The organism is Nitrosomonas sp. Is24 (genome assembly GCF_033063335.1).
GTDB lineage: Bacteria > Pseudomonadota > Gammaproteobacteria > Burkholderiales > Nitrosomonadaceae > Nitrosomonas.
Window position 1 is genome coordinate 311,122 of record NZ_JAWJZG010000001.1, and the last position, 15,312, is coordinate 326,433.

Consider the following 15,312-nt stretch of genomic DNA (forward strand, 5'->3'; position numbering starts at 1 on the left):
CGCGCCTATCAAATAGAGGTTGAGTATGAATAAGAACAAACAATCAACATACGCGAATGATAGTTTCCAGCTGAAACCATTGTTTCTGGCGATACGCACACTTTTGGCCGGTAGCATCACCCTGATGAGCAACAGTTATGATGTCCGCGCCGAATTGCCGGTGCCGGTTGATCCTGCCGCGCTCGCATCGCATGGGCAAGCTGCCGCCAGTATTTCCGGTGACAGTATGATTATTAAACAGATCTCGGATCGGGCGACGCTGGAGTGGCAGAGCTTCAATATCGGTGAACATAATAGTGTCAAATTCGATCAGCCTTCCGCAACGGCCATTTCATTAAACAATATTCACCAGGCTGATCCTAGCCGTATTCTCGGCTCCTTGACGGCCAATGGCCAAGTCTATCTGGTCAATCAAAACGGCTTTCTTTTCGGTAAGGACTCGCAAGTCAATGTGAATGCTTTGGTAGCCACGACCTTGGGTATCAGCGAAGAGACGTTCCAGCGCGGTATTACCAAGGTTTTCGATATCAATAATGCCGCAGCCTTGCAAGGCAATAGTGAGATTTATCTGAAGAACGAGCAGGGTCAGTTCATCCTGGATCCGAATGGCGAAAAAATAAAGATTCAGATTTTTGTCGAAGCCGGCGCGCAGATTAAAACCAGCGGCGACAATGGCCGTGTGATACTGGCGGCGCCTGTGGTTACCAATGCAGGCACGATTCAAACACCAGGCGGCCAGACCATTCTTGCTGGGGCGCAAGATAAAGTGTATTTGCAAGAGGCTGGTACCAAATCCGATATTCGCGGGCTTTTGGTCGAAGTCGGAACCGGCGGTGAAGTCAATAATATCGGCAAGATTCTGGCGGAACGCGGCAATGCGAGTCTAATCGGCTTTGCCGTGAATCAGGAAGGCATTGCGTCGGCGACTACTTCGGTGCAATTGGACGGATCGGTCCGGCTGCTGGCGCGTGAAGGTATTCAAGATCCGAGCGGCACGGGCGGAAAATTAACAGGCAGCGTTACAACACGCAGAACCGAAAAGGATGATGGTTTAGGTAAAAGCGCTACCGTGACGCTGGCCGAAGGCAGCCGCACCAGCGTCGATCTGGATGCCGACAAAACGGCGAAGGCCATCGATGCGCAGCCGCAGGAATCCTCAAAAATTGAAATCAGCGCACACGAAGTTCATTTGAAAGAACGCTCCGTGCTCGAAGCAAAATCGGGGATTATCGATGTCAAGGCACTGGATAATCTGGCCGATGCGTCCATTAAAGGAAGCGCCCGCATCTATCTTGAAACCGGCAGCACAATCGATGCATCCGGAGTCAAGAACGTCGTGTTGCCGATGGAACGTAATGTTGTGCAAGTCGAGTTGCGCAAGAACGAATTGCGCGATGCGCCTTTTCAACGTAATGGCGTTTTATTTGCCGAGAAAGTATCGGTTGATTTGCGCGATGCGACGCTGGTCTATGACCCGAATACCGGTTTACTGACCAGCGCTACCATCCCGATCGCGGATATCAAGGGCGCGGTTGATCGCATTGAGCGGAATATTGATGAGCGCAGCACAGCGGGCGGTTCCATCAATTTGACTTCCAGCGGCGATGTGATTACGCAAGCGGGCAGCAAGATAGATTTCTCCGGTGGTACGGTTGCCTATCGCGATGGCTATATCGAAACCACTTTAGTGGTTTCCGGCGGCTTTGTTTCCGATATTGCGCACGCCGATCCCAACCGTCCTTATGACGCCATACTGAATCATTTCACAAAAGTTCATCCGAAATGGGGCATCACCGAAAGCTGGGCGATTTCCGGCATGGCGCTCAAGCACTTTGAACGCGGTTATATCGAAGGTAAAGCGGGCGGCAATCTGACGATTAATGCCTATGAGGCGATGCTGAATGGTGTTCTGGACGGCACGACTGTTGATGGTTCCTTGCAGAGACAACAAGCTCAGCGCGCCGATGGCAGCAATTTCTCGATCGATTTAAGCCGGAACAACCTGTTCGGTAAACAAAATGTAGTGTTCAGCCAGAACATGGATCCGCCGGTACCGGCACTGAAACCGAATGCGCCAATACCGCGAGAGGCTAATAAAAAAGAACCCATCGCACTGAATATCGATGCGGAAAATCTCAAAAAATCCGGCGTACGGAACGTCAGTGTCACGACCAACGGTTCGGTTACCATCGGCCCGGATGTGCAACTTGAATTGCCCATAGGCGGCAAGTTGACGGTAGCGGCGAGCGGTAGCGACATTCAAGGATCGCTGACAGCACCGTCTGGCGATATCACTTTCAAGCCGGTGGTCGTCAATAGCGATCAGTTGCTGCCGAACCCGATAACCTTGGGCGCGTATTCACAAATCGATGTCAGCGGGCGCTGGGTTAATGATCTGCAGAACATTCGTTCGGGCCTGCCATTGGATCCGGTATCGGTTGACGGCGGTTCGGTCACGTTGATCAGCGAACAGGGAGATTTGCGGTTAAATGATGGCAGTCTGATCAACGCCAATGGCGGCGCTTGGTTGCAAATCATCGGCGGCACCTGGGGTGGGCGCGGCGGATCGATTCATCTTGAAGCGGCTACTGTCGAGCCGGGCGGTAAATCGTCCAGCTTGATACTCGATGGCGAGTTATCGGCTTTCGCGCTCAATCAAGGCGGTCAGCTGCATCTGGCTTCCAATGAAGTGATTATTGGCAGCGCTGCGGATGTGCCTGCACGTTCCACTTCGACTGTTCAGCCTTTGGTGCTGGCGCCGGAGTTTTTCCAGAAGGGCGGTTTCTCCGATTTTAGTTTGAGCGCCAATCTCTACGGTCTGAAAGTGGCCGATAATGTCAGCGTCCATCCTATTCAGCAGAATTTTTATTTATCGGCTAATGCCGCCAGCCAGCTCACCGGCGCTGATTTGCAAGCATTCAGTTCGATCGTGACATTACCGGAAGCTATCCGCCAGCCCGCCAATCTGCATCTCTCCGTTGCACCATCGATCGCGCAGAATCGCCAGGAGCAATTGACAATCGGCGCAGGCGCATCGATTAAAACCGATATTGGCGGCCGGGTTGAGATGAATTCGGCAACTTCTATCCTGATCGAAGGCAGTATCGATGCACCCGCCGGGACAATCAGCACAACCATCGATCCGCCAGCGCGTGGCGACACCGGTTTTTATAACGCGCAAGGCATCTGGCTGGGTGCAAACAGCAGCCTGAATGCACGGGGTGTTTTCAAAGAACAGTTGAATCCTTATGGCTTGCACATGGGCGATGTTTTGCCGGGCGGGCATATCGATCTCATCGCCAATAGAGGTTACATCGTCAGCTATGCCGGTTCTTTAATCGATGTGAGCGGTACGCGCGAACGCGTTGATTTTCGTGAGCCGGATCAAAGCGGCAATGCATTTGTGCCGGTCTCACGCGATATTCCTTCGTTTGGCGGTCAAGTCACTTTGAAAGCGGGCGAAGGGATGCTAATCGACGGTACCTTCAAAGCGGATGGCGGCACGGCTTCCGGCGGCGGCACACTGTCCGCCGAAATCAACAAAGGGCTGCGCGATAAACCGGAATTCCCCGTGGGCGGCGGCTTTTTCCCGGACGATGTGGCCGCGCTTACCAATAGACCGCGCAGCATCGTTATTTCAGCCGCATCAGATCCTGTGATACCGGGCGATTTATCGCTGGGCGGTAATATCAATACGGAACGTTACAATGGCTTGGCTTTTTTCAATAATGATCAATTAAGCCACTCCGGATTCAACGCATTACAGCTTAAAACCGATGTGCTTGGCGGCGATGGCCAGTACCGCGGAAGCATTCGTTTCAATGGCGATATGCAGCTGGCAGCGCATAAGGAAATCATTCTGGATACACCCAGTATCGAGACTTCCAGCAACCAGGTCAGTTTGAACACAACCTATGCCGCGCTGGGATCCACGCAAAGCCGTATCGATACGCAATTATCGCAAGGCTTATTCGATACCCGGCTGGCGCCAAATGCAGCGGGCGGCGCAGGGCGGTTTTCGGTTGCGGCGAAAGGAATTGATTTGGTTGGTGGCCTGAGTTTTAACGGTTTTGGCCAGGCTGAATTATTCAGCGAAGGCGATGTGCGCGCCGTGGGCATTCAGATAAGACCGGACACGAAAAACTTTCTCGGCACATTCAAATTTGCGGGTGATTTGGCGATAACCGCCTCGCAGTTGTATACCGCGACATTGACCGATTATACGTTTGCGCTCGGCGGTACTGGGCAGGAAACGCTGACTATTCTGCAAGGCTCCGGTGCACAAACACCGGTGCTCTCCGCAGGTGGCAGTCTGACGATTAACGCGCCGAACATTAAGCAACATGGCACCATCGAGGTTCCATTCGGCAGCATTAATCTGAATGCCGGTAATCATTTGGTATTGGCGCACGGTAGTTATACTTCGGTATCGGGCAACAGCTTAACCGTACCGTTTGGCCGCGGTGCGGCGGGTATTAATTGGTTGTACCCGATGACAGCCGATGGCGCAATTAACCGGCTGATTTCGTCGCCGCCGGAAAAACGGCTGGCGCTGACGGGTACCAACGTTGAATTGCAAGAAGGCGCCAAGCTTGATCTGTCGGGCGGTGGCGATTTGTATGCCTACGAATTCATTCCGGGTCCGGGCGGGTCACGCGATATTCTGGATCCGCGCGCTGCCGGTTATGTTCCTAAATTCGCGGTAATGCCGGGTTTCAATCCGGCCCTGACGCCGATTGATCCGCTGGAATTTTCATCAGCGAATTTGCATGCCGGCGATAGCGTTTATCTGAGCGCCGGTTCCGCCTTGAAAGAGGGCTGGTATACCTTACTGCCTGCACACTACGCCTTGTTACCCGGCGCGTATCTGATCACACCAAGACCGGATATTCCGGATATTACACCGAGTCAGCGCTTTACTGATTTTACCGGCGCAACGATTGTTTCCGGGCACTACGGCACGGCGGCCGCCGATATTCAAAATCCCCGCACGCAAGGTTTCTCGGTGGCGCCGGGAACACAGGCGAGACTCTTCTCCGAATATACCAATTATTCCGCCAATCAGTTTTTTGCCAAAGCGGCAGAACAAAAGGGCATCGCCCGTCCACAGTTGCCCGAGGATGCGGGCAGTCTGGCAATCACCACGCGTGAGCATCTGACGCTGGCAGCGGATCTGGCGGCGGCTCCCGCCAAAAACGGCAGGGGCGGGCAAGTGGATATCAGTGCCGACCGCTTAGCCATTGTAGGCCGCCAGGAAGATTTGCTGGCGCCGGTTCCCGGTACAGTCAAATTACTGGCTGACGATCTGAACCACTTAAATGCTCCCAGCTTGCTGCTCGGCGGGGTGCGTGGAAAAGATACGAGGGGTCAACGGGTAACGGTAACCGCACAAAACCTGAATATCGATGGAAATAGTCATTTGCAGGGCCAGGAAATCATTTTGGCGGCACGTGATGAAGTGAGAGTTTCTTCCGGTGCGCTGATCGAAAGCAAAAAAGATGGCAGTGGCACGGCGGCGGATTTGTTTATCGAAAACAGCGGCGCAACCAATAGCGATGGCGCACTGTTGCGGGTTTCTTCCTTCAATCAAGTGGGACTGAACCGTGACCGCAGTGTTACTGGCAGTACCGGTGTTTTGACCATTGAAGAAGGCGCGCGGCTGAAAGCGGACGCTTCCATGGCGCTCGATTCCACCAGAAATACGGTATTTGACGGTCTTATCGATATGAATGGCGGTTCGCTGGCATTGAAATCCAGCCGCATCAGCGCGGGCGCCGCGCCGCTTGGCACGGAAGGGCTGGTGCTGAAGAATATTCCCTTGAATCTCACTGAGCTGAAGTTAATCAGTACATCCGATTTCGATTTGTACGGCGATGTCGTTTTGCAATCGAAGCAGCTTGAAATCAACGCAGCGCGAATCAATGGCTTCAATAATGCGGGTCTCGGTGCGCAGATCAATGCGGATAGCGTTACTTTCAGAAATCCGGGCTTCAATTCCGCCCGGACCGGCACGGGTACAGGCGCGTTAACGCTGAATGCGAAAAATATCCTGCTGGCGGAAGGCGACTATGCCATTTCCGGTTTCGGTAACACCACCTTCAATGTGTCCAATGCGATTACCGGATTGGGGTTAATGCAGGATGCGCAAACCGGCAATAGCACTTTGGCCAAGCCAGGTTCGTTAAGCGTAGCCGGAGACCTGAATTTGAATGCCGCTTATTTTGCCGGTAATTCCGGTTCCACTACGCGTATTGATGCCAGTGGTCACCAAATCAACTTTAACCGGCTGGGCAGCACTGTGCCGGGAAGATCCGCAGGGCTGGGATCGGCATGGTCGGTAACAGCCAATGCAATTGCCGGTAATGGTTTCTTTGATCTGCCGGGAGGTATTCTTGAGTTACATGCGTTAGCCGGTGATATTAATCTGAATAGCGGTGCACAGATCGATGTTTCAGGCCGTGCCGTGCCATTCGCAGAACTGACTCGATATGCGCCAGCGGGGCGCGTTGTATTGTCGGCCGATGCTGGGAATATTAATTTTGAAAGCGACGCGAACATCCGGCTTGCCGGTGCGGCGGGCAGCGAAGCCAGTCAGATTGAGCATGCCAGCAAGGCTGGCATGCTGCACGTTCAAGTTCCCAAAGGTCAGTTCAATTGGCACGGTGACATAGACGCATCGGCTTCTGCAAACACCCAAGGCGGAAGCATCCGCTTGGACGCGGATAATTTTGGCGCGGATGGTTTGTCCGCGTTGAACGCCAAATTAGCGAAGGCGGGATTTAATCAGGAATTAAGCCTGCGCCAGCGTCATGGCGATATCGCAATCGCTGCGGCCGATACGATCAAAGCCGATCAATTCAATCTGACTGCCGATCAAGGAAAAGTGACTATCGTAGGCCGGATCGATGTAGGGGGTAATGCTGCCGGTTCAGTCAATATCTACGGCGCTAATGGTGTCGCGCTGGGTTCCACCGGTGCAATTACGGCTAAATCTACTGCGAATGGTGCAAAAGGCGGCAGCGTGATCTTGGATACCGTGCACCGGCAGGACGCCGGTAGCGGCTTGCTGGATTTGTCGGCTTCCGGCGGAGTGATCGATGTTTCCGGCGGCAGTGGCGGTGCTGGCGGGGATGTCCATTTACGCACCGGCAGGGATTCGAATCATGCCGTTGCCGTTACAGCGATCAATACGCGCATTACCGGCGCTGATCCGAATCATGCGGTGCTCGAAGCGGCACGGGTTTATTCCGGTCAATCGGTCATTACGAGCGATGCCATCCAAGCGTGGAAAGCCGACACCGCTGCATTCATGGCGAACAGGCCGTTGCTGGCGAATCTTTCCGGAACGGCACTGCAATTTTTGCCGGGCATAGAAATACAAAGCAAAGGTGATTTGACGCTGCAAGATCGCTGGGATTTCATGGAAGGCGCATGGAATGAAAAAACGCTGAGCTGGGATTCCAACTGGCGCTACTCGGCCTCGGACGGACAAAAAACATTGCCGGGCTTTCTCACTCTGAGAGCCAATAACAATCTCAATATCAATGCCTCATTAACCGACGCCTTTGCGAGAACCCCCATCGTTGGCCAGAAACCGGAAAACCGTTTCCCTGACATGATACAGCCGGGTTTATCCTGGAGTTATGGTTTATATGCAGGCGGCGATATCAATCTGGCAGCAACCGATAATCGATCAAGCCCGGCCCAGGTGGTGGTCCGGACGGGTACCGGCAGTATTGATGTGGAAGCCGGAGATGATGTGCGCTACCTGAGTAATCCCGGCGATGCAAAAGCCGCGGCCGCGATTTATACCATGGGCACACCCGCACAGTACACGCGCGGTCAGTTATTGGCGGGCAGTATTCCCGGCGCGCCTGCGCGTTTTTCCGGCGAATCTGACACCAATTATTTGAACCGTCTCGATCCGGCGTGGTTAAACAGTGTGTTGCGGTATGGTTTTGCCAATGAGGTTTTGCTGGGCACGCAGTTTGTTGTGGCGGATTATCCGACGCAAGGCGGCGACATCTCGATCCATGCCGGGGGAGACATACAAGGCATTGCAACCGGCCAAAAAATCAGTGACTGGCTGGTGCGCAGCGGCGTTTGGGACGTGAATCACCGGCCCACAGCTTGGGGTATCAATATCAGTGGCGATACTTTCAGTAGCCGCGGTGTTAGAACGTTTAATCAGAATGTCGGTGCGTTGGGCGGCGGTGAGGTTACGATTGAAGCCGGCGGGGATATCCGCAATTTATCCGCAATGCTGCCCACCACGGGTAAACCGCTCGGGACGATTAGTGCCATTTCCGGCTTTGCCACCACCTGGAGTGCTAACGGTACCCAGATTAATGGCGGTGGCGCATTGTCGGTTACGGCTGGTAATAACATCGCCGGTGGCGAATATTATGTCGGCGAGGGACAGGCCAATATAACCGCAGGCGGCAGTTACTCCGCATCGGCGGAAGCAGGAAACGCGCTGCATCTAGGTGATGCGCAGGTCAATGTCAGTGCGCGCAATGACCTGGTTCTGGCATCCGTGGGCAATCCCACGATACGCGGTCAGGATTCTTTACCGGTTGGTTCCGGCGGTACCGATTCGCGCTTTTTTACTTACAGTGATCGCAGTGCCATTTCACTTGCAACAACCGGCGGCAGCGTGGTCCTGAATAACAGCCCCGAATCGGGGTTCGGTTTCAGCGTGTACCCGGGCACTTTGAAAACGGTTGCGTACTCCGGCGACATCCGTGTCAATAATTCGATGACCTTGTTTCCGTCATCCCAAGGTCAATTTGAGCTGCTGGCGCAGAGAAATATATCCGCAGATAGAAGTGCCGCGCAGTTCTTCAATATCGGCATGTCCAATACGGATATTTCATTGTTGCCAGGTATCGCTTCACCCGCGCAGCAAGTCGAAGGCAATTTGGTCAGCGGTATTATCCGCGCGCGCGAACGTCTGAATCTGACCACGCCTGATCCGCTCCTTATCAATGCGCCGGTCCCGGTACATTTGGGCAACGCCAGCAAACCTGCGGTCATTGCGCATTTGGGTGACATCGCATTCGCCACTGATAAGGAAGCGACCTTTTATTTGCCTAAGGCTGCCGAATTTGTTGCAGGCCGGGACATCAAGAATCTGACCCTGAAAGGCCAGAATCTGGCGGCTGACGATATTACTCGCGTACAAGCGGGACGAAATATCCTGTACGACACGATCATCAATAACGATGGAAATATTCTTTCCAATATCAGAAAGCTGGAGCTTGGCGGGCAGGGTCAATTGCAAGTGCTGGCTGGGGAAAGCATCAATCTCGGCAGCTCTAACGGCATTCAAACCATCGGCAATTTATTCAACCGCACGTTGAGCGACGAAGGTGGAGCGGCGATTACGATTCTGACCGGTTTGGCCGGGAAAATGGATTTGGCCGGTTTTATCAAGCGTTATGAGAATACCGACAAATATCGAAAAATCCTGCAAGGGCTTGCCGATTTGCCGGAAGCTGAACAGCGCCAGCATCTGGGTACGTTGTTGAATGTTTTTTACAATGAAATCAAAGAATCCGCATCGGCTGCGGCGGCTGCGCCCGAATCAAAACGCAAGGATCTTTACGAGCGCGGCTTCGAAGCGATCAAAACGCTTTTTCCGGATGAATCCTATAGCGGAAATCTCGGTTTGGTATTCAGTCAGATTAAAACGTTGGACGGTGGCGACATCAATCTGGCGGTTCCCGGGGGTAATGTCGATGTCGGCCTGGCCGGACAATTGGCGGGGATTCGTAAAACCCCGGAACAACTGGGTCTGGTCGTACAGCAGAAGGGTAATCTCAGTGCTGTAGTCAATGACAATTTCAATGTCAATCAATCGCGCGTCTTTACTTTACTCGGTGGCAACATTCTCGTGTGGTCGTCCGAAGGCAGCATCGATGCCGGTAAAGGCGCTAAGTCAGCGATCTCCGCACCGCCGCCAGTCAGCGTGGTGGATGAGCGCGGCAATATCGTCACCATTTTCCCGCCGATCGTGTCCGGCAGCGGCATACAAGCGGTCGGGAAGGGAAATGTGGTATTGGCCGCGCCGGTGGGGGTGGTGGATGCCGGTGAAGCGGGTATCAGCGGCAGTCAAATTGTGATTGCGGCAACGGCGGTGATTGGCGCTTCCAATATTCAAGCTTCGGGCGGCACGGTGGGTGTGCCCACCAGTGTTGTCGCGCCGACCGGCGTGGCCGGTGCGGATGGCGCTGCTGCCAGCGCGGCGCAATCGGCATCGCAATCCGCGTCGCGTGGAGGTTCAGGGCGCGATCAGGATGACAAGAATAAACAGAAGGGAGTCAGCATGTTGAGCACTGATGTGGTGAGTTATGGCGATTGCAGTGTGAAAGACATCAAGGAAGGAAAGAAAGGTTGCGGTGATTAAACGCACGGTATTTATTTTTGATATGGGAATCGTTGGTTAATGAAGAAATTTTTGTTTATGCATCGTTTTATATTGCTGTTGATACTGACATTAGTATCTGTGGAGGGCCGCGCCTGGTGGAACGATGCATGGCCTTCACGCAAACAATTGACGGTTGATGCCAGCATCACCGGGGCTGATATACAAGGTACCGTGCAGGATTTTCCGGTACTGGTGCGTTTGCACAGCGGTAATTTTGGTTTTTTTCTCGATCTGGCGGAAAACGGTAAAGATCTGCGCTTTATGCAGCAGGATAAAACCGCGCTGAAGCATGATGTGGAGAAGATCGATTCACTGGTAGAGCTTGGATTGGTCTGGGTCAAATTACCCGTGGTTCGTGGCGGTATCAGTAGTGGTAGTGACAATTTCACGATGTATTACGGCAATGCCAATGCGGCAAACGGTTCCGATCCCCAAGGCATTTACGATGTCAATCAAGTGCTGACCTACCATTTCAAGGAGGGCGAAGCGCTGCCTCAAGATGCGACGGCCTATTTACTGCACGCAAACGATTCCAAAGCCATTATCGATCCGAATGGATATATCGCCGCTGCTGCGCGCTTTGAGGGGCAAGGCGGAATTAAAACAGGGGCGCAACCGGCGCTGGAGATCGATCCGGAAAATGGCTGGACATTCAGCACCTGGATTAGAACCGAGCAGGAGCAGAATGCCACGATTCTGCAGGCCAAGGATGCCACTGCGCAGCTTGAAATCAAGTTACAGGGCGCATTTGTACAAGCCAGTTATCAAAACGGCAGCGGTAGTGCGAACCAAACCGGTGCAATCAGCTTGACTCCGGGACAGTGGCAGCATCTGGCGCTGGTGGTTGAGAAAAACAATTTGCTGCTTTATCTCGATGGCGTACAGGTGGCTAACGCGCCGATTGCATTGAAACCATTTTCACCGGCGCTTTTAATCGGCTCATCCGAAGCAGGAGCGCATCTGACCGGTTGGCTGGATGAAGTGCAAATCGCCAAGATTGCGCGCAGTCCGGATTGGATTAAATTGCAATTCCGTAGCCAAAGCCCCGATTTTACCGTGATCAATTTCGGTTCCGACGAATCGGCGGAAGGCGGCGCCAGTGTCAATTATGGCCGGATTATTCTGGAGAACCTGACGGTCGACGGTTGGGTCGTGATTGCTTTGTGCGGCGTGATGCTGGTTATCGGTCTGATGGTCATGATTAGCAAGGGTGTCACTCTGAAGCAGGCGAGAAAGGAGAATGCTGCGTTTTTACATCAATACCGCAATATTAATGTATCCAACTTGGACTCATTGGATCACGACGAAAAAGACGAGGATCAACCGGCTGAAGATTCCGATTTTCTGGCGATGTTTGGCAAGCACGACCACTTCCAGGGTTCTCCGATCTATCGTGTTTATCATGTCGGCGTACAAGAATTACGTAAGCGGATCAATGGCAATCAGACAACACTGAGTTCCGAAGCATTGAACGTGATTCGTGCCCGGTTGGATGCCGCGGTTGTCCGGGAGCATCAGAAGCTCAACAAAAATATGGTGTTGCTGACAATCTCGATTTCCGGCGGCCCATTCCTCGGGCTGCTGGGTACGGTCATGGGCGTGATGATTACCTTTGCAGTGATCGCCGCAACCGGCGACGTTAATATCAATTCAATCGCCCCCGGTATTTCCGCGGCATTGGCCGCTACCGTTGCCGGTCTTGCCGTCGCCATTCCGACCTTGTTTGCCTACAACTATTTGCTGGTGCAAATCAAAGATATCACGGCTGATATGCATGTATTCACCGATGAGTTTCTGGCCGTGGTTTCCGAACGTATCGCCGAAAGACAAAAAAGGAGCGAGTCATGAAAGTTGGAGAGGACGACAAAATTTATGACGATATAAACATTACTCCGATGCTGGACGTGGCTTATGTATTGGTGATTGTTTTCATCATCATGACGACCGCGTCAGTGGAAGGGATTGCGGTCAACTTGCCGAAGGCCAGCAGCACACCGTCATTAAGCAAACCCAAAACCAAGGCCATTTCGATTACTCAGGACGGCACCATTTATTTGGATACTTATCCGGTATCGATTGCCGACCTGGAAACCCGGCTGGGGCAATACAAAGCAGCCAATCCGGATTTGCCGGTGATACTCAAGGCGGATGCTACGATTCAATACGAGAAGGTCATTGAAGTGCTCGATGTGGTGTCGCGGCTTGAGATTAGCCAGCTGGGCTTGGTTACACAGAAACTGGTGAAGTAGGGTTCGTCCGAAGTGAAAAAAAACGAGCACTGGCTACGCCGTCTGCCCATCATTATCGGAGTGTCACTGGCGCTCAGTATTGTGGCGGTCATTTATTACATTCAAAGCCAGTTCGATAAACCGGTACAAACTAAAAAGCCAGTCCAGCAGATTACGGTTATCCAGCCGCCTCCGCCTCCGCCACCTCCTCCACCCGAGGAAAAGATTCCGGAACCGGAGCCGCAGCCCATTGAGGAGCCCGAACCTGAAAGTGAGCCGGAACCGTCGCCGGACGATACGGATGCGGACGCACCCGCCGGTGATGAGTTAGGACTCGATGCGGAAGGCGCTGCCGGAAGCGATAGTTTCGGTTTGCTCGGTAAAAAAGGCGGGCGCGGTTTGCTGGGCGGGGGCGGTGGAAATGCCATTTTGTGGTATGGCAACCAGGTCAAGCAAAGTTTAGAAGAAGAATTACAAACGCTGCTGGCTGACAGTGGCGCCCGAAAAGAAAGATATAGCGTGTTGCTGAATATCTGGATCAATCCCGATGGGCGTATTGGCCGCGCGGAACTGATCGGCTCCAGTGGTAAGAAAGATGTCGACCAGAGCATCCAGGCGGCACTGCCCAAGCTGCGCATCGCGATCGGTAAAGCGCCGCCGCAAAATATGCCGCAACCGCTAAAAATAAAATTGATATCAAGGATTTAACGTGACGAAGCAAATGATGACTGTATTTACCGCTAGCCTGAGACCTATTATTTTCAGGAGAAATGTAATGATTTCGAGAATGATCATCGCCGTTTTACTGGCCAGCATGATACCGGTGCCGGTCATGGCCGATGAAAAGAGCGAATTGCTCAAGCTCAAGGAAAAAATCGCTAACGAACGCGAGGAGCTTCTGGAACTCAAGAATACCACTACCAATTTGATCGAATTGTTTGTTGAGCAAGGGTTGTTGGACAAAGAGAAAGCCAAGGTGCTGGTGAATGCGGCGAAAAAGAAAGCAGCGCAAGAAGCTAAAGATCAAATAGCGAAAGAACGCGCCGAAGAAAAACAGGTGGCGGAGCCGAAAGTTGTGAAAAGCACGGTGCCGGATAAACCGGCTGGCGAGAAAGAAAAGGTAAAAGGAAAAGGGCCGGTTTTCGTCGGCTATGTGCCGGAATTCGTCAAGGATGAGATACGCCAGCAGGTCCGCGCGGATCTTAAAGATGAAGTTGTTCAAGAAGTGAAGGCCAATGCGAAGAAAGAGGCATGGGGTGTTCCCGCTGCTTTGCCGGAATGGCTTAACAGAACAAGGTTAACCTTTGATATGCGCTTACGGGGTTCAAATGATTTTTTTGGAAATGATAATGCCCCATTTCTCGATTATTTATCTATTAATCGGGATGGAGGTCATATTCCGGCTTTTCAAAGAAACGAAGAATTTCAAAATACGGAGTTTGATCGTTTGCGTTTCAGCCAGCGTTTTCGTGCCGGTATTGAGATGGATATTACCGATAGCCTCAAAGCGGGCGTCCGCTTGGCGACCAGCAATATGCGCAACCCGGTGTCCAACGATCAAAGCCTAGGGGTTACCGGACAGAGTTATGAATTGGCAATCGATCGAGGTTTCTTGCAATACGATTACCGCGATGCAAAGGGTAAGGACCGGTTCAGTGTTTACGGCGGCCGTTTCCGCAATCCATTCTTCTCTACCGACGTCGTCTACGATTCCGATTTAAGTTTTGAGGGATTTGCAGCAACATTCCGGCAACGCTTTAACGAAGATGCCCCCAATGTTAAAAACTATAAACCGCCCGCATTGGTCGATCTCGGCGGCCGTTTCGGTATTAATATGGGGCCGCAAACACCGAATACAATGTTTGCCACGGTCGGCGTTTTTCCGATTCAGGAAGTCAATCTGTCGGAAAGGGATAAATGGCTGTTCGGTGGCCAGGCCGGTGTGGATTGGTTAGTTCACGACCAATCCCGCTTCAAAGCGGCGGTTAGTTTCTATCATTTTCATAATACACGCGCTCGTGCCAATGCCCCTAATAGCTTTGCCAACGATTGGACAGCGCCGCAATTTGTGCAATGGGGCAATACCATGGTGCCGATTAACGTGAATGAGGGTAACGAGCTTGACGGCACACCGATCAATAGCCGATGCAACAGCACGCAAAGCTTTGTAGGTCAAGGTTGCTTGTATGGTTTGGCATCCGATTTCAATATCTTTAACTTTACTGCGTTGTATGACTACGCCGGATTTGCGCCAATCAATGTCATGTTTACTTTTGATTTTACAAAGAACTTTGGCTATAACGCGAACCGGATACAGCGTGAATTCGCTGGCCGTTTGCTCGATAATCGAGACAAGACCACTGCGTACCAATTCCGTATGGATGTGGGCGATCGTGATGCGCTGAAGTTTAAGAACTGGAATGCATTTATTGCTTACCGGTATATCGAACGTGATGCAGTGCTGGATGCCTTTACGGATTCGGTATTTCATCTGGGCGGAACCAATGCGCAAGGCTGGTGGATCGGGGGTAATTATGGCATTGCCAATAACACTTGGGTTAACCTCCGCTGGATGAGCGCTTCCGCTATTCATGGACCGACACTCAACGTAGATTCGCTGTTGCTGGATCTGAATGTGCGTTTTTAGATGAGAGG

5 protein-coding genes are annotated in these 15,312 nt (G+C 52.4%); all 5 read left to right on the forward strand.

Annotation, left to right across the window (positions count from 1 at the left end; translation table 11 throughout):
• Positions 1-25: 25 nt before the first annotated feature.
• The 5 genes from R2103_RS01395 (at position 26) to R2103_RS01415 (ending at position 15,304) form a co-directional block, all read left to right on the forward strand.
• Positions 26-10,408: a filamentous haemagglutinin family protein gene (locus tag R2103_RS01395; protein ID WP_317529786.1), complete on the forward strand. Its 10,383-nt coding sequence runs from the start codon at positions 26-28 to the stop codon at positions 10,406-10,408.
• Positions 10,409-10,447: 39 nt separating this feature from the next.
• On the forward strand, positions 10,448-12,277 hold the full coding sequence (locus R2103_RS01400) for a DUF2341 domain-containing protein (RefSeq protein WP_317529787.1): 1,830 nt from the start codon (positions 10,448-10,450) through the stop codon (positions 12,275-12,277).
• Positions 12,274-12,678, forward strand: a complete 405-nt coding sequence (locus R2103_RS01405) for an ExbD/TolR family protein (RefSeq protein WP_132427258.1) — start codon at positions 12,274-12,276, stop codon at positions 12,676-12,678. The genes R2103_RS01400 and R2103_RS01405 overlap by 4 nt, the downstream gene beginning before the upstream one ends.
• Positions 12,679-12,690: 12 nt before the next feature.
• Positions 12,691-13,365, forward strand: a complete 675-nt coding sequence (locus R2103_RS01410; protein WP_132427260.1) for an energy transducer TonB — start codon at positions 12,691-12,693, stop codon at positions 13,363-13,365.
• A gap of 67 nt (positions 13,366-13,432) precedes the next feature.
• Positions 13,433-15,304, forward strand: a complete 1,872-nt coding sequence (locus tag R2103_RS01415; RefSeq protein WP_317529788.1) for a putative porin — start codon at positions 13,433-13,435, stop codon at positions 15,302-15,304.
• Positions 15,305-15,312: the final 8 nt, after the last annotated feature.